The sequence below is a fragment of the Vibrio sp. Y2-5 genome (assembly GCF_014596725.1).
Lineage (GTDB): Bacteria > Pseudomonadota > Gammaproteobacteria > Enterobacterales > Vibrionaceae > Vibrio.
In genome coordinates this window covers 1-16816 of record NZ_JACVEG010000018.1, presented here as the reverse complement: position 1 = coordinate 16816, position 16816 = coordinate 1, and the positions used below count along the sequence as shown (strand labels likewise).

At 43.1% G+C, this 16816-nt stretch carries 19 protein-coding genes and 1 pseudogene; 16 read left to right on the top strand and 4 right to left on the bottom strand.

The genetic code is table 11. The features are described 5' to 3' along the window. The 7 genes and pseudogenes from tuf to rplI form a co-directional block, all read left to right on the top strand. Window positions 1–234: pseudogene (gene tuf, locus HUO09_RS21450) on the top strand (elongation factor Tu); the annotation flags it as partial. Window positions 235–559: 325 nt separating this feature from the next. Then, window positions 560–748, top strand: a complete 189-nt coding sequence (locus HUO09_RS21445; protein ID WP_167413296.1) for a (2Fe-2S)-binding protein — start codon at window positions 560–562, stop codon at window positions 746–748. Window positions 749–850: 102 nt separating this feature from the next. Continuing rightward, on the top strand, window positions 851–1327 hold the full coding sequence (bfr, locus tag HUO09_RS21440) for a bacterioferritin (protein WP_167413297.1): 477 nt from the start codon (window positions 851–853) through the stop codon (window positions 1325–1327). Window positions 1328–1522: 195 nt separating this feature from the next. Continuing rightward, window positions 1523–1903, top strand: a complete 381-nt coding sequence (rpsF, locus tag HUO09_RS21435; RefSeq protein ID WP_167413298.1) for a 30S ribosomal protein S6 — start codon at window positions 1523–1525, stop codon at window positions 1901–1903. Between the two features lie 8 nt (window positions 1904–1911). Further along, window positions 1912–2214, top strand: coding sequence for a primosomal replication protein N (gene priB, locus HUO09_RS21430; protein WP_102943069.1), 303 nt, complete (start codon window positions 1912–1914; stop codon window positions 2212–2214). A gap of 15 nt (window positions 2215–2229) precedes the next feature. Beyond that, window positions 2230–2457, top strand: coding sequence for a 30S ribosomal protein S18 (gene rpsR / locus HUO09_RS21425; RefSeq protein WP_042490278.1), 228 nt, complete (start codon window positions 2230–2232; stop codon window positions 2455–2457). Window positions 2458–2489: 32 nt separating this feature from the next. Continuing rightward, window positions 2490–2939 carry a 50S ribosomal protein L9 gene (gene rplI, locus HUO09_RS21420; protein ID WP_042490280.1) on the top strand — a complete coding sequence of 150 codons (450 nt, stop codon included), beginning with the start codon at window positions 2490–2492 and terminating at the stop codon, window positions 2937–2939. 69 nt (window positions 2940–3008) lie between these two features. On the opposite strand, the gene HUO09_RS21415 is transcribed toward rplI, so the two are convergent. Continuing rightward, window positions 3009–3773, bottom strand: a complete 765-nt coding sequence (locus tag HUO09_RS21415; RefSeq protein ID WP_167413299.1) for a DUF481 domain-containing protein — start codon at window positions 3771–3773, stop codon at window positions 3009–3011. A 354-nt stretch (window positions 3774–4127) separates the two neighbouring features. Between HUO09_RS21415 and HUO09_RS21410 the strand changes: the two genes are divergently transcribed. Further along, entirely contained in the window at window positions 4128–5540 is a 1413-nt protein-coding gene (locus HUO09_RS21410) for a replicative DNA helicase (protein ID WP_188235245.1), read from the top strand. A gap of 115 nt (window positions 5541–5655) precedes the next feature. On the opposite strand, the gene HUO09_RS21405 is transcribed toward HUO09_RS21410, so the two are convergent. Beyond that, on the bottom strand, window positions 5656–6075 hold the full coding sequence (locus HUO09_RS21405) for a secondary thiamine-phosphate synthase enzyme YjbQ (protein WP_167413301.1): 420 nt from the start codon (window positions 6073–6075) through the stop codon (window positions 5656–5658). A gap of 294 nt (window positions 6076–6369) precedes the next feature. Between HUO09_RS21405 and pgi the strand changes: the two genes are divergently transcribed. Next, on the top strand, window positions 6370–8022 hold the full coding sequence (pgi, locus tag HUO09_RS21400; RefSeq protein ID WP_167413309.1) for a glucose-6-phosphate isomerase: 1653 nt from the start codon (window positions 6370–6372) through the stop codon (window positions 8020–8022). Between the two features lie 107 nt (window positions 8023–8129). Here the strand turns inward: pgi and HUO09_RS21395 are convergent, their stop codons facing one another. Both HUO09_RS21395 and zur read right to left on the bottom strand, forming a co-directional pair. Further along, a complete protein-coding gene (locus HUO09_RS21395) occupies window positions 8130–8591 on the bottom strand; it encodes a chemotaxis protein CheX (RefSeq protein WP_042490288.1) in 462 nt (153 codons plus the stop codon). A gap of 26 nt (window positions 8592–8617) precedes the next feature. After that, complete coding sequence (gene zur, locus HUO09_RS21390) at window positions 8618–9067, bottom strand: zinc uptake transcriptional repressor Zur (RefSeq protein WP_167413302.1); 450 nt, start codon at window positions 9065–9067, stop codon at window positions 8618–8620. Window positions 9068–9465: 398 nt separating this feature from the next. Here zur and dusA point away from each other — a divergent pair, with 398 nt between their 5' ends. The 7 genes from dusA to HUO09_RS21355 all read left to right on the top strand — a co-directional run bounded on the left by dusA (window position 9466) and on the right by HUO09_RS21355 (window position 16422). Next, window positions 9466–10473, top strand: a complete 1008-nt coding sequence (dusA, locus tag HUO09_RS21385) for a tRNA dihydrouridine(20/20a) synthase DusA (RefSeq protein ID WP_188235244.1) — start codon at window positions 9466–9468, stop codon at window positions 10471–10473. 178 nt (window positions 10474–10651) lie between these two features. After that, window positions 10652–10861: an envelope stress response protein PspG gene (gene pspG / locus HUO09_RS21380; protein WP_042490308.1), complete on the top strand. Its 210-nt coding sequence runs from the start codon at window positions 10652–10654 to the stop codon at window positions 10859–10861. 125 nt (window positions 10862–10986) lie between these two features. Beyond that, on the top strand, window positions 10987–11613 hold the full coding sequence (locus tag HUO09_RS21375; RefSeq protein ID WP_223159524.1) for a TIGR04219 family outer membrane beta-barrel protein: 627 nt from the start codon (window positions 10987–10989) through the stop codon (window positions 11611–11613). A 142-nt stretch (window positions 11614–11755) separates the two neighbouring features. Next, window positions 11756–11992, top strand: a complete 237-nt coding sequence (locus tag HUO09_RS21370) for a hypothetical protein (protein WP_167413305.1) — start codon at window positions 11756–11758, stop codon at window positions 11990–11992. Window positions 11993–12081: 89 nt separating this feature from the next. Then, complete coding sequence (locus tag HUO09_RS21365) at window positions 12082–13929, top strand: assimilatory sulfite reductase (NADPH) flavoprotein subunit (protein WP_188235243.1); 1848 nt, start codon at window positions 12082–12084, stop codon at window positions 13927–13929. Further along, window positions 13929–15677, top strand: a complete 1749-nt coding sequence (gene cysI / locus HUO09_RS21360) for an assimilatory sulfite reductase (NADPH) hemoprotein subunit (RefSeq protein ID WP_188235242.1) — start codon at window positions 13929–13931, stop codon at window positions 15675–15677. Before HUO09_RS21365 ends, cysI begins: the two co-directional genes overlap by 1 nt. Continuing rightward, a complete protein-coding gene (locus HUO09_RS21355; RefSeq protein ID WP_188235241.1) occupies window positions 15670–16422 on the top strand; it encodes a phosphoadenylyl-sulfate reductase in 753 nt (250 codons plus the stop codon). Before cysI ends, HUO09_RS21355 begins: the two co-directional genes overlap by 8 nt. Window positions 16423–16816: the final 394 nt, after the last annotated feature.

Here is a 16816-nt window from a genome sequence, read left to right as displayed (position 1 = left end):
GGCCGTCATACTCCGTTCTTCAAAGGCTACCGTCCACAGTTCTACTTCCGTACAACTGACGTAACTGGTGATATCTCTCTACCAGAAGGCGTAGAAATGGTAATGCCTGGTGACAACATCCAAATGGTTGTTGAGCTAATCGCTCCAATCGCAATGGATGAAGGTCTACGTTTCGCGATCCGCGAAGGTGGCCGTACAGTTGGTGCTGGTGTTGTAGCTAAAGTTATCGCTTAATCGCGTAATTTTACTGCGAACCTCGCAACTAAAAAGGGAAGCTTCGGCTTCCCTTTTGCTTTTTTAACTACAGGCCTGTTTTAACTAAACAATCTGCGTTAGTTATAAGAATTCTATCTATCTCTATTCGTTCATCTATCCATAACTTTCTTAAAAACAGATGCTTATATTCCATGCTCTTGATGGATATACGGCTAAGTGTTTTCTTCTCTGAATTCGCCACCTTTTTTATAACTAAACGATCTGAATAACGGTTAAAACTTACTAGTAATGCGAACGATTCTTTTTTATATTTCGTTCAAAGGTCGATTAGTAAGGTTGCTGTATGTACGTTTGTTTGTGTCACGGTATTTCGGATAAGAAAATAAAGAAGCTTGCTATTGAGCAGGGGGTTACTGATATACGTGGTATCAGACAATGCACTCCTCTGGGTTCCCAATGTGGTAAGTGTGTACGTCAGGCAAAAGAAATCTTAAGTGAAGTTGAAGTCGTTCAACTGCAGCAGGCAAGCTAGTTAAAAATACTGCGTGGCTGAAGGTCATACATAGCCTACACATTTTTTGACTCTCTCTTAATTGGTTCTAAAGTTAATAGAGCCAAAGAGGAGGGCTTTGTTATGAAAGGCGATCCAATAATAATCCAACATCTCAATAAAATTCTTGGTAATGAGCTAGTGGCTATCAACCAATACTTTTTACATGCGCGTATGTACAAAGATTGGGGATTAAAGCATCTCGCCGACAAGGAGTACCATGAATCCATTGATGAAATGAAACATGCAGATCACCTAATCGAACGGATTTTGTTTTTGGAAGGTTTACCAAACCTTCAAGACCTCGGTAAGTTGATGATAGGTGAAGATACCAGAGAGATGCTTGAATGCGATCTCAAGCTAGAGATGGCTGCTATTCCAGATTTGAAAGATGCAATAGCCTATGCAGAAGACATTCGTGATTATGTGTCTCGGGATCTTTTCTTAGACATTTTGGAAGATGAAGAAGAACATGTCGACTGGCTTGAAACCCAGCTTGGCCTGATTGAAAAAACAGGTATCGAAAATTATCTTCAGGCTCAATTTGTCGATGAAGATTAATCCTTTTAACGCTGGCGAGAATCTATCCTCGCTAGCGATTTAATTCTCACTTCTCCCTCATAATTTCCCTTGCTAACACTGCTGACATTCTGTACTATTCGTGCTCCTTTATTCTCGGTCAATTATCATTAGTTCCTTGCTTCCTGTGGATGACCGGGCCAACTTTGGAAGCTAATAATCCGTAAGGAGCAATAAATGCGTCATTACGAAATCGTATTCATGGTGCACCCTGATCAAAGCGAGCAAGTTGCAGGCATGATCGAGCGTTACACTGGTTCTATCACTGAAGCTGGCGGTAAAGTACACCGTCTAGAAGATTGGGGTCGTCGTCAAATGGCTTACCCAATCAACAAGCTACACAAAGCTCACTACGTTCTAATGAACGTTGAAGCTGATCAAGCTGTGATTGACGAGCTAGAAACTGCTTTCCGTTTCAACGATGCAGTTCTACGTAACATGATCATGCGTACTAAATCAGCGATCACTGAACCTTCAATCATGCTAAAAGCGAAAGAAGAGCGTGCTCCTCGTCGCGAACAGTTTGAAGAGCGTTCAGAAGAAGCTGCTTCTGAGTAATTGAATTTATGACCAATCGAATGGAGTTAAGTGGCTCAGTCGCTAAACCTCCGATTCGAAGCCAAAGTCCATCGGGTGTTGAACACTGTCATTTTTGGCTAGAGCATCGCTCTACGGTGGTTGAAGCTGACTTCCCGCGACAAGTTTATTGTCGAATTCCGGTGGTAGTGAGTGGGCAGAGGTCAAAAATCTTAACTCAAGACTTAGTACAAGGCAGTAGTATTCAGGTAAGTGGCTTTGTTGCTTATCAAACCGGCCGAAATGGCTTGGGGAAACTAGTACTACATGCCGACAACATTATTCAAATTTAGATCAGGAGATAGCCCATGGCTCGTTTCTTCCGTCGTCGTAAATTCTGCCGTTTTACTGCAGAAGGCGTACAAGAGATTGACTACAAAGATGTAGCAACTCTTAAAAACTACATCACTGAAGCTGGCAAAATCGTACCTAGTCGTATCACTGGTACTAGCGCTAAATACCAGCGTCAGCTAGCTCGCGCAATCAAACGTGCTCGCTACCTAGCTATTCTGCCATACACTGACAAACATCAGTAATCGGCACCGTTTATTAGAAAGAGGATTAAGCAATGCAAGTTATTCTACTTGATAAAATCGGTAACCTAGGTGGTCTTGGCGATACTGTAAACGTTAAATCTGGTTATGCTCGTAACTTCCTTATCCCACAAGGTAAGGCTGTAATGGCAACTAAAGCTAACGTTGAAATGTTTGAAGGCCGTCGTGCTGAGCTAGAAGCTAAAGTTGCTGAGCAACTAGCTGCTGCTCAAGCTCGTGCTGACCAAGTTAACGCACTAGAAGCTGTTGTTATCGCTTCTAAAGCTGGTGACGAAGGTAAACTATTCGGTTCTATCGGTACTCGCGATATCGCTGACGCTATCACAGCGGCTGGCGTTGCAGTAACTAAGAGCGAAGTTCGTCTACCTGAAGGCGCTCTACGTAACACTGGTGAGTTCGAAATCAGCGTTCAACTTCACTCTGAAGTTTTTGCTGAAGTTAAACTACAAGTTGTTGCTGAGTAATTCAGTTTACGCAAGTTGAAAAACACCAGCCTCGGCTGGTGTTTTTTTATGTCTGAAATTTGCGATGTTCTAGAAGATAAACAGTAAGTTGATCGAAAATATACTGTCTGCTTTGCTTAAGCCTTCTGGCACTTTGTCGTGATATTGACGAGACTGGCTCAGCTTCAACGCAATGTCATCAGTGATATTGTTAGTAATACTGATATCACTATCCCACATGGTGTTACTTTTACCTGTGATATGAGTGATGTCGATACCGAGCTTCAGGTTTTTCACGACCTGCCAATTCCCTCGAATGTTGGTACGGAAAATGGGCTCTTTCACCACATCTGGAAAGACGATGTCATCGTCATCTATCTCATCTAGATTGGGTTCCTGATATCGATAACCCGGTCCTATTTCTACTTCAAGCAGCAAGTCTTTACTGTTTGCAACCTGATAACCCAAACCACCGGATACTGTGAAGTCTTTGAAGTAGGCAGTGTACTGTGAATCCATGCCTTTGAAGCTACTGTAAAGATAAGTATCTGAACCCAGCTTATAGTCACTTTGTAGTGAATAAGTGGTTTGGCGTTTGGTTTCTTTGCCATTTTTTTCGAGGCGATAGAATTTCCAGTCACCTGTCGTTCGGTAGCGACCTGATGTGTACTCCGATTTTAGGCGTGAATTCAGAGCTTCAGATGTGGTGTTGCCTGAGTGAGCTTGATAGCCAAACTCAACTTGGGTATCCCATGGGGAAGGCACTTCAATGTCCTTATCTTTGTTCGCATCTTCCGTTGCATAAGCTGCATTGAACGCTAGCAAGCTAATACTGAGAAGCCACAGTTTGGACACAGAGTACCTCGGTGAATCATAATAGGCCGCAAATCATAAATGCAGCTGATGGTTCTTTAGTCAGATTAACGTTAATTCTGCATCAAAGGATATTGAAAGTAGAGGATTGGCTGTGAGATTAGGAAAAATCCGCCAATAGAAGATGAAATATGCCCAATTACTAATGGGAAGGTACTGCTTTTATTGAACATTACAACAATACAAATGCCATCAGTGTCTTTGTTTTTAAGCGCATCTGCCCACGCTCTCGCATATTGAAGGGACTTGGGTATAATAAACGGCAATTTAGGGTATAGCTCTAAGGCAATTCACCTCTTAAGGCCAAATCCGGCCCCAGAATTATTGAGTAAGATAATGGCAGAACCCCGTATAGAGAATCGATATCGTAAAACTGTAGATACACAAGTTGATGCTATCAAAGTTCCACCTCATTCATTGGAAGCTGAACAGTCGGTTATCGGTGGCCTGCTTCTGGATAATGAACGTTGGGATACCGTTTCTGAGCGTGTTGTGTCTTCTGACTTCTACAGCCGCCCGCATCGACATATCTTTGATGCAGTAAAATCCATTCTTGAGGCTGGCAAACCTCTCGATCTGATTACGCTTTCGGAATACTTAGAGCAACGTGAGCAACTGGAAGATGTTGGTGGATTTGCTTACTTGGCCGATCTTGCTAAGAACACTCCGAGTGCGGCAAACATTAACGCTTATGCTGAAATTGTGGCTGAACGCGCTCTGGTTCGTAACCTGATTGGTGTTGCGAATGAGATTGCGGATGCTGGTTATGATCCTCAGGGACGCAGTTCAGAAGATCTACTTGATTTAGCCGAAAGTAAAGTTTTCGCGATTGCTGAGGCTCGCACCAATGAAAATGAAGGCCCTCAGAACGTAGATAACATTCTTGAGAAGACTCTAGAGCGAATCGAGCTACTTTATAAGAGTCCACAAGACGGTGTTACAGGTGTAAACACTGGTTTTAGTGACCTAAACAAGAAAACAGCGGGTCTTCAAGGTTCAGACTTGGTTATTGTCGCGGCTCGTCCATCGATGGGTAAAACGACCTTTGCGATGAACTTATGTGAAAACGCAGCGATGGAGCAAGACAAACCGGTTTTGATCTTCTCTCTAGAAATGCCAGCCGAACAAATCATGATGCGTATGCTCGCTTCTCTGTCTCGCGTTGACCAAACCAAGATTCGTACAGGTCAATTAGATGACGAGGATTGGGCGCGTATTTCTTCTACCATGGGGATTTTGATGGAGAAGAAAAACATGTACATCGATGACAGCTCAGGTCTGACGCCTACGGAAGTTCGCTCTCGTGCAAGACGAATTGCTCGTGATCGTGGTGGTTTATCACTTATCATGGTCGACTACCTGCAGTTAATGCGTGTACCTGCTTTGTCTGATAACCGTACTTTAGAAATCGCGGAAATTTCGCGCTCACTGAAAGCGTTAGCTAAAGAGCTGAACGTACCTGTGGTAGCACTTTCTCAGCTTAACCGCTCTCTTGAGCAACGTGCTGATAAGCGTCCGGTTAACTCGGACTTACGTGAATCGGGCTCTATCGAGCAGGATGCGGACTTAATCATGTTTATTTATCGTGATGAGGTTTACCACCCGGATAGTGCTCTGAAAGGTACGGCTGAAATCATTATCGGTAAACAGCGTAACGGTCCTATCGGTTCGGTACGTCTGACATTCCAAGGTCAGTATTCGCGATTTGATAACTATGCGGGACCGGCATTCGATTTCGACAACGAATAATCATCATCCCACCTATTTGAAATTCTAGATGGGCTGCACTCATTCGCCCCCCAATCACATAGTTATCATTTATTCGTAGTAGAAAACAGCAGGCTAATCAACCTGCTGTTTTTGTTTATTCGCCCTGAATAGTTGCAATCACTCTTCTTTTTCCACCGTGGTTACGATGCTCTCCAAGATAGATTCCCTGCCAAGTTCCTAATGCCAGTCGCCCATTTGAAATTGGGATTGTGACGCTTGATCCCAGTAGCGATGCTTTTATATGGGCTGGCATATCATCATCACCTTCGTATGTATGCACGTAGTATGGCGCTCTTTCTGGAACAAAGTGATTGAAGTGCTGTTCCATATCAGAACGTACGGTCGGGTCCGCATTTTCGTTAATGGTTAAGCTTGCAGAAGTATGCTGAATAAACAGATGTACGATGCCAACTGAAATTTTCTTCAGATCGGGTAACTGACGTTCAACTTCGTCGGTTATTAAGTGAAAACCTCTAGGGTATGAAGGCAAATGAATATGAGTTTGTGTCCACATTTCCGAGTTCCATAATCTAATTGGCAAACCGATAGTTTAGCGTTATGGTGAGCGCCTTACGATAATAATTATGGCGTTAGCTGCGGCTCTTTACTGACTTAACTCAAAGCGAGTGATTAAAGGCTGAGTCATAATTATCTACTGAAAATTAATTACATTTTTTGCTACTCTTGTTGGTAGCCTTTTTACTTTTTATTTTTATTAATCGGGGGTCGAACAATCACCTGCGCTTCATCGATGAAGAGAGGCTAAGATTGTTTGAACAAAACCTACAGTCATATCGGGATAGATACCATGTTGAAAAACATCAATCCAACGCAAACTCAAGCTTGGAAAGCTCTGACTGCGCATTTTGAGTCAGTGCAAGGCATGAACCTTAAATCTTTGTTCGCAGAAGATAGTGAGCGTTTCGCTAAGTATTCAGCAAAATTTGGTAGCGACATTCTTGTCGATTATTCAAAGAACCTTGTAAACGAAGAGACGATGAAACACTTGTTTGCATTAGCTGAAGAAACTGACGTAAAAGGCGCGATTCAAGCGATGTTCAGTGGCGAAGCTATTAACCAAACTGAAGGTCGTGCCGTACTTCACACTGCTTTACGTAACCGTAGCAACAAGCCAGTTTTGGCTTACGGTAAAGATGTAATGCCAGAAGTGAATGCTGTACTTGAAAAGATGAAAGCTTTCTCTGAGCGTGTAATTGGCGGCGAATGGAAAGGTTACACTGGTAAGGCAATTACTGACGTTGTGAACATCGGTATCGGTGGTTCAGACTTAGGCCCATACATGGTGACTGAAGCTCTAACGCCATACAAAAACCATCTGACTATGCATTTTGTTTCTAACGTTGACGGTACTCATATTGCTGAAACGTTGAAAAAAGTGAACCCAGAGACAACACTATTCTTAGTTGCTTCTAAGACTTTCACGACTCAAGAGACGATGACTAACGCGCACTCTGCTCGTGACTGGTTCTTGAAATCGGCTGGCGATGAAGCTCATGTCGCTAAGCACTTTGCGGCTCTTTCTACTAACGCTGGCGCTGTTTCAGAGTTTGGTATTGATACTGACAACATGTTTGGTTTCTGGGATTGGGTTGGTGGCCGTTATTCACTATGGTCTGCTATCGGCCTGTCTATTATTCTTTCAATTGGTTACGAGAACTTCGTAGAGCTTCTAACGGGCGCTCACGAAATGGATAACCATTTCGTTGAAACTTCATTTGAAAGCAACATTCCAGTGATCTTGGCGTTGATTGGCATTTGGTACAACAACTTCCACGGCGCGGAATCAGAAGCGATTCTTCCATACGATCAATACATGCACCGTTTTGCTGCTTACTTCCAACAAGGCAACATGGAATCAAATGGTAAGTACACTGATCGTGAAGGTAACCCAGTCACTTACCAAACGGGTCCAATCATTTGGGGTGAACCAGGTACCAATGGTCAACACGCTTTCTATCAGTTGATCCACCAAGGTACTAAGATGATTCCTTGTGATTTCATTGCTCCAGCAGTGACACACAACCCAACCAGCGACCATCACCAAAAACTGATGTCTAACTTCTTCGCTCAAACTGAAGCGTTAGCGTTTGGTAAATCGGCAGAGACTGTAAAAGCTGAGCTTGAAAAAGCGGGTATGAGCGCAGAAGAAGTAGCGAAGCTTGTTCCTTTCAAAGTGTTTGAAGGTAACCGCCCAACCAACTCTATTCTGGTTAAGCAAATCACTCCTCGTTCACTAGGTAATCTGATTGCTATGTACGAACATAAAATCTTCGTGCAAGGCATCATCTGGAACATCTTTACATTTGACCAATGGGGCGTAGAACTTGGTAAGCAACTAGCAAACCAAATTCTGCCAGAGTTGACTGATGCATCTGAAATTACTTCACATGACAGCTCAACTAACGGTCTGATCAACGCATTCAAAGAACTGCGTAGCTAAGCTTGACTAGAGCCTGTGTTTTTTACATGGGTTTTAGAATGCAAAAAGGCTGATGTGTTTTACATCAGCCTTTTTTAGTTCAATTGAACGGGATGTGGAGTACTTTGCTATTCGAAACAGATTTCGATGAAAGCATTACCCCATTGTGAAGAGAACGGCATGATAATGATCGAACCTTCACATTTGTGACGAATCGTATGCCCTTTACCTGAAACAACCACTGGCGTTGCCATATCGAAATCGAAGCCGCTTTCAGCCAGAATTCGTTTAGCGCCACCCGTGACCATGTTGGTAATTTCACCAACCATATCCGTGACTTCTTCATTTAGGCCGTTTGGCCTTTCACCCAACATATTTTGCATGATTTCTAATGCTAGGTTTTCATCAAATGTAATAGACATTGAGCCACGCGTTTGACTGCCGACCATGCCAATTAATCCGGAGACATCTCCGCGAGCAATCTCATCTTTCTTTAGACGAGGCTTCTGAGGCTTCAATTCTAAAGAAGCCATCGTTTTTAAAACGTTCATTAAAGACGCTAGAAACGGGTTTACAAATTCAGCGCGCATAACCTTCTTCTATCTGAATCAAAAAATTATTTCGAAGAGCAGGATTTACATACACCGTGTGATTCGATCACTTGGTTGGTAATAGTAAAACCATGTTGCTCAGCATTCTTTGCCAGTTGGGCAATCAGATTATCATCCTGTAGCTCTACGACATTACCACACTGGTCACAAATTAATAGTTGTGAAAAATGCTTATGTGCATTGCAAGAACAGCAAGAAATAAAACTGTTTGTGGATTCCACTCTATGGATAAAGCCTTGCTCCATTAAGAAGTCTAACGCTCGATAGACCGTTGGTGGCTTAGCCTGAGGTTCACTCTTTTTTAAATCGTCCAGTAACTCATAAGCACTTGACGATTTTTCACTTGCACAAATAAGCTCAAACACACGCTTACGTTGAGAGGTCAGCCTGACTCCTCGTGCTGCACAAATTTCTTCTACTTGCTTAGTTAGCTTAGTGTCCAATTCTATCACCATAATCTTTGGACTTTCTTAATGATATACCATTTCTTAGTGAATAAAGCGCATTCTTACAATAATGACGTTTGAAGAACATGGCGTATCGATAAAAACGGATTAGCGGTAACTTACCTTATATCGCCAAAAAACGATACTATATAACAACTGTTCGTAGATCTCGTTGACACAATTTGCACTTTTCAGACATTGTCGTGTGAGCATTCGCCAGCTTTTTTATGAATTTCTTAGCTCTGTGTGTATAATCGCCGCTCTCTGGATGTAAAGCGAAGGAACCGTTTTGCACGCTATCTTCGGTCAAAAATGTAAGCGTATAAATTCGTTCTATTTTGACTGAGCAAGTCGCTAACATCTGCTAGCGAAGTATTTCATCACGGTATCTGAATTCGATATAAATCATGACTATTGCTAAAGACATTTCAACATATAAAGCTAACCGCCTTTCAGTCGCCCCTATGCTCGATTGGACGGACCGTCATTGTCGTTACTTCCATCGTTTAATGACATCGCAAACTCTGTTGTATACCGAGATGGTGACTACCGGTGCGATTATTCACGGTAAAGGTGATTTTCTTGCGTATAACCAAGAAGAGCACCCAGTGGCGCTGCAACTTGGTGGTTCAAACCCAGTTGATCTTGCGCACTGTGCAAAACTGGCTCAAGAGCGTGGTTATGATGAAATCAACCTCAATGTAGGGTGTCCGTCAGACCGCGTTCAGAATGGTCGCTTTGGTGCGTGCCTAATGGCGGAGCCTCAGTTAGTGGCAGATTGTGTCGCTGCGATGAGAGATGTGGTTGATGTACCTGTTACAGTTAAAACACGTATTGGTATTGATGATCAGGATTCGTATGAGTTCCTGACAGATTTCATCTCCATAGTGTCAGAGAAAGGTGGCTGTGAGCAGTTTACGATTCATGCACGTAAAGCTTGGCTGAATGGACTGAGTCCGAAAGAGAACCGCGAAATTCCACCGTTGGATTACAATCGCGCATATCAAATTAAGAAAGATTTCTCTCATTTAAACATCGCCATCAATGGTGGTGTGAAAAGCTTAGAAGAAGCAAAAGAGCATTTATCTCACTTAGACGGTGTGATGATTGGCCGCGAAGCGTACCAAAGCCCTTATATTTTGGCTGAAGTGGATCAGCAGATATTTGGTTTAAATACACCAGTTAAGAAACGTTCTGAAGTTATTTTTGAAATGTTCCCATATATTGAGCAGCAATTATCACAAGGCGCTTATCTTGGTCACATCACTCGCCATATGCTTGGCATGTTCCAAAGTATGCCAGGCGCGCGTCAATGGCGTCGTCACATCAGTGAAAATGCACATAAAGCAGGAGCTGGTATTGAAGTCGTTGAAGCTGCTTTAGCCAAAATTCCATACCAAGATTTGGGTGTGTAAATTTCACCACTAGTTAGTGAGTTTTGCCTCTAAATTTAATTGAGAGCCAACAGTCTTTGATTTGTTGGCTTTTTTATTGTTTAAACTCAGTTAATTACAACCGTTGTAAACTTGGAATGAATACTGCTAATACTTCTGTAGCATGATGAAAAAAGCATAGCTAAAAGGAGAGTGAATGATGTTTGAGATTATCTTTATATTGGTGTTCGTGGCGACATTGCTGGTGACAGGGCTGACGCTTATGAGTGTGTTTGCCGCGATTGGCCTATCTTTATTAGTGATGCTGGTGCTCGGCATGTTTGGCATGGCGATTAAACTGCTACCTTGGATATTGGCGATTGCAGTGATTGTGTGGATTTTTCGTCAGGGAGATAAAGCGCCACGTTAATTCTTACGAATATGCGTTTTCCCGCATAGGTAATATGCTAGTATCACGTTTATTCGCTAGTGAAAATTTTTTGGAGCAAAAATAGGATGAACAAACCTATCGTAGCCGTATTTACTTCTCTACTCATGATAGGCTCGGCTCCTGTTTGGTGTGCCGACTCGCCTGTTGGGGTGAACGTTGCCGCCGATATGTGGTTACCAAGTACTAAAATTGATAATACACGTCGTGATGATGCAAACTCTCCTGTTTTGAACGTAGCATTTGAGCATCAGCTTCCATATCTACCTAATGTTGGTGTTAGGTACACTAATCTGGATGCCGATTATGCTTCTTACGATAAACTTGACTACACTTTCTACTACAATATTTTAGAGCGTGATTTGATGACGTTCGATGCTGGTATTTCGATGACCCAGTATGCGAACAGCGAATACACAGCGACAGATGGGAAGAAGTACTCGTTCGATGATATGACGTTTAACTGGTACGCACATGCTGAAATCTCCGTGCCGGAAACCAATTTTGACATCATTGGTCAATTTGAGTTTGGTAATAGTGCGGGCCTTAAGAGTTCAGATGTTATCGCAGGGGTTCAGTATGTTGTGCCTTTAGCGAATGGCGATCTCTCTTTCCGTGGTGGCTACCGAGTAATTGACCTTGAATTCACTGATTTAGCGAAACAGTCTCCAGACAACAAAATGTCCTATGTGTTCGCAGATGGTTGGTTCCTCGGTACACAGTTTACGTTTTAATCCTAGATTCAGAATAGAAAGCCACGCATGTCGTGGCTTTTTTACATCTATCCGCACAAAATTATTTCTTATCGTTATTTAGTACTTCATCATAATTGAGCCATGCTTATGAGGTGGACTTAGCTAGGTGAGAGTATAGGGAATGACAATCGCGGAACTGAGAAACTTGTATCGAGAGAAGATGCTGGTGGAGGCGATCATAGAGCCTTCCGCTCACGAAGGCTCGTGGATAGTGGAATTTCGTCATCAAGCGGGTGGTTTTGTTCTGCTAACAAACGCTAGCGGTGAAGAATGCCACTATCCAGATTTGGACATAGCATCGAAATCGGCCATGGCGGTAGGTTTTAAACAGGTCAGGGTGGAATCCAATAGAGATTGAATTTTACCTTCTTACTTCCAAAAAGTTATAAAACATTCTCTTCTATTCTTTCTTGTTATTAAGGAGAGTGGTTAATCTATCGTCACGCAATGAATAAGGAAGTCGTGACAATGTCTTCAGGAAATACCATACCAAAAGAGCTGGTTAGTTTGACTGACCCGCTAAACGACTCGCAGCTAAACCAGTTGCAACAAACGGTTTCACAACTTTCACCTCAGCAATTAGCGTGGGTGAGCGGTTATTTTTGGGGTTTAAGCCAATCTCAATCAGTGACAACAAACTCACCTCTTACTCAAGCTTCTGCTTTTGCTAAGCCAGAGAGCCAATTAACCATCATCTATGCATCGCAAACGGGTAATGCAAAAGGTGTTGCAGAAGCGCTAGAGCATGAAGCTCAAGCTGCAGGTATCGTTGTTCGTCTGTTTGACGCTAGTGATTATAAAGGCAAAGACTTAGCAAAAGAGACCCATGTTATTTTCGTCGCTTCAACCAACGGTGAAGGTGAAGCGCCAGATAACGCTCTCGAGTTGCACGAATTCTTGCAATCAAAGAAAGCGCCAAAGCTGCCTAATTTGGAATATGGTGTGATTGGGTTGGGTGATTCCAGCTATGAATTTTTCTGCCAGACAGGTAAAGACTTCGATGCATTCCTAGAGAAGTTAGGTGCGAAACGCTTTATCGACCGAGTTGACTGTGATGTTGATTACGATCAGCCAGCAGCAGAGTGGCGCTCTAAAGTACTTGAAATTGTCAAAGAATCGTTATCAAGTACTCAAGCTGAAGTTGTACAACTACCAGTGGGTCAGCCATCAGTTTCTCACTCTCAATACACAAAACAAAATCCGTATACAGCAACCTTACTGACTAGCCAAAAAATCACCGGTCGTGATTCAGGAAAAGACGTTCGTCATATCGAAATTGATCTAGAAGGCTCAGGTTTGACTTATCAACCGGGCGACGCCCTAGGTGTTTGGTATGAGAACAGTTCTGAACTGGCGACTGCGGTTGCAGGAGCCGTAGGCTTATCAGGTGTTGAAAGCGTGGATGTTGATGGAGAAAGTCTCTCTATTCACAGTGCTTTAGTTAGTAAATATGAAATCACCGCAGCAAATCCTCAGTTCGTCACTAAGTTTGCAGAACTGTCGGGCAGTGAAAAGCTACAAGCTCTAGTCGTAGATAAAGATAAACTTCGTGGCTACGCCTCGAACACTCAAATTATTGATGTATTAAAAGAGAAGCCAACCAAGCTCTCGGTTGAAGAGTTGGTTTCTCTGTTACGTCGTTTAACTCCTCGTCTCTACTCTATTGCGTCTAGCCAGTCCGAAGTGGATGAAGAAGTGCATTTGACAGTCGGTATCGTTGAATACGAACAAGGTGAAGAAGTTCGCCAAGGCGGCGCTTCTAGCTTCTTAGCTCGCAGACTGGAAGAGGGCGACGAAGTCAAAATTTTCATCGAACACAATAACAACTTCAAACTGCCACAGGATGACTCTACACCGATCATCATGGTTGGTCCGGGCACTGGCATTGCTCCATTCCGCAGCTTTATTCAAGAACGTGAGAACCGTGGAGCAGAAGGTAAGAACTGGTTGTTCTTTGGCGATAGGACTTTTACTCAGGATTTCTTGTATCAAGTAGAGTGGCAGAAATACCTCAAGTCAGGATCGTTGAGTCGTTTGGATGTGGCGTTTAGCCGTGACCAACATGAGAAAGTGTATGTTCAGCATCGAATTCTTGAGCAAGCCGAACAAGTTTGGCAGTGGCTGCAAGATGACGCGTATCTCTATATCTGTGGCGATGCGACACGTATGGCGAAAGATGTCCATGAAGCATTAGTTATTGTTGCAGAGCAACAAGGCGGCCTGACTCGTGAAAAGGCTGAAGAGTATTTAAATGAACTTCGCAAAGCGAAACGTTACCAAAGGGATGTGTACTAATGAGCGCTAAGATTGACACTAAAAATAGTAACGATGGCAGCCAAGAAGTATTGGGCGAAGTGCTTGGCCCTCTGTCGGATAACGAGCGTTTAAAAAGAGAAAGTAATTTCCTACGCGGCACGATCGCGCAAGATCTGCAAGATCGTATCACTGGCGGATTCACAGCAGACAACTTCCAGCTCATCCGTTTCCACGGTATGTATCAACAAGACGATCGTGATATCCGTAACGAGCGAACTAAGCAAAAGCTAGAACCATTGCATAATGTGATGCTGCGAGCTCGTATGCCAGGCGGGATCATTCAGCCTCAACAGTGGCTAGCTATCGACAAGTTCGCCACTGAACACACTATGTATGGAAGTATTCGTTTGACGACTCGTCAGACTTTCCAGTTCCATGGCGTATTAAAACCAAATATTAAGCTGATGCATCAGACTCTCAATAGTATTGGTATTGATTCAATTGCGACTGCGGGCGATGTAAACCGAAACGTATTATGTACGTCTAATCCTGTTGAGTCTGAGTTACATCAAGAAGCTTACGAGTGGGCGGCGAAAATCAGTGAACATTTACTACCAAAAACTCGTGCTTATGCGGAAATTTGGTTAGATGGTGAGAAAGTAGAAACAACGGACGAAGAACCTATTCTCGGAAGCACTTATCTTCCTCGTAAGTTCAAAACAACGGTTGTGATCCCACCTCATAATGACATCGACGTGCATGCTAACGATCTTAGCTTTGTCGCTATTGCTGACAACGGTAAGCTGGTGGGCTTCAATGTGCTGGTGGGCGGCGGTCTAGCCATGACTCATGGTGATACGTCTACTTATCCTCGCCGTGCGGATGATTTAGGTTATATTCCAGCAGAAAAAACATTAGACGTAGCTGCGGCTGTGGTAACAACGCAGCGTGATTGGGGTAATCGTTCAAACCGTAAGAATGCGAAAACTAAATACACATTAGATCGTGTGGGTGTTGATGTATTTAAAGCTGAAGTCGAGAAGCGGGCTGGAATTCAGTTTGAAGCAAGTCGCCCTTATGAGTTCACTGAGCGTGGTGACCGTATTGGTTGGGTCGAAGGTATCGATGGCAAATTCCATCTCTCTCTATTTATAGAGAATGGCCGTTTACTCGATTATCCGGGCAAGCCTCTAAAAACGGGTGTAGCTGAAATTGCTAAGGTTCACCAAGGTGACTTCCGTATGACGGCTAACCAGAACTTAATTGTTGCGGGTGTTCCGGCAGAACAAAAAGAAGTGATTGAGAAAATCGCTCGTGAACATGGTTTGATGGATGACTCTGTCAGCGAACAGCGTAAGAACTCAATGGCGTGTGTGGCCTTCCCAACGTGTCCGTTAGCGATGGCTGAAGCAGAGCGTTTCCTTCCTTCTTTTGTTACTGATGTTGAGGGAATTCTCGAAAAACACAATCTACCAAAAGAAGACAACATCATCTTGCGTGTCACAGGCTGTCCAAATGGCTGTGGTCGTGCAATGTTGGCGGAACTTGGTCTGGTTGGTAAAGCGCCTGGTCGTTATAACTTGCATCTTGGTGGTAACAGAGCGGGTACGCGAATTCCTAAGATGTATAAAGAGAACATCACTGAGCAACAGATCTTAGAAGAGATCGATCAGCTAGTGGAGCGCTGGTCGAAAGAGCGTGAAGCTGGTGAAGGCTTTGGCGATTTCACTGTCCGATCTGGAATCATTCAAGAGGTTGTTGTATCTAAGAGGGACTTTTATGCCTGATACTGCCACTGTACCTGATTTGTCAGAGTTGCTCACTCTGACAAAAGTGGAACAAACACTTCGTCTTACTGAAGTTAATGCTTATCTCGAAAGCTTAACGGCTCAAGAACGTGTGGAATGGGCATTCGAAAACTTACCGGATACTCATGCAGTATCTTCAAGTTTTGGTATTCAAGCGGCTCTAATGCTTCATCTGGTATCAAGTATAAAAGCTGATGTGCCTGTAGTTTTAACGGACACAGGATACTTGTTCCCAGAAACCTATCGCTTTATTGATGAGTTAACACAGCGTCTGAACCTGAATTTGCAAATCTATAAGTCTGAACTGACTCCTGCTTGGCAAGAAGCACGTTTTGGTAAGCTGTGGGAGAAGGGCGTTGAGGGCATCGAACAATACAACCGTCTTAATAAAGTAGAGCCAATGCGCAAAGCTTTAGAAGAGCTGTCTGTTGGAGTTTGGTTTTCAGGTTTGCGCAGAGAACAATCTCAATCTAGAGCTACGTTGCCTATATTAGCCGTTCAAAATGGCGTGTTTAAGTTTCTCCCGGTTATCGATTGGACGAATAAAGATGTCCACTATTACCTAAAAGATAATGACCTTCCATACCATCCTCTTTGGGAACAAGGTTACCTATCGGTTGGTGATACCCACACAACTCGTAAATGGGAGCCAGGAATGGCAGAAGAGGAAACTCGTTTCTTCGGCTTGAAGCGAGAATGTGGTCTTCATGAAGATAACAACTAAGAAAAGCGTCCGTTTTAATTAGTTAATTTTCTATCTACCAATAAAAAAGCTGCAATCGCAGCTTTTTTATTAAGCCTGATCAGAGATTGGATAAGCAACAAAAAGGATAACTCTGTGGATAACTTGTATTCAACTTTTGGGTAAAGTTGGATAAATAAGGCTTTGGTGATGTTTTCTCCGCTTAAGCATTATTTTTGCATTTTTTGCAAAATAATACTTGCCAGTGTGATTTGGATCCCTATAATGCCTCCTCGTTGACGCAGCAAGGGCTAGCAAGCCACTAAGCCGCTTCAACAGGCCAAAAAAGAAAATTAAAAAAGTGTTTGACACGAATTAATTTCCAGCTAGAATGGCCGCCTCTTCCGAAGTGACCTAAGTCACTAAGAACGGAAGA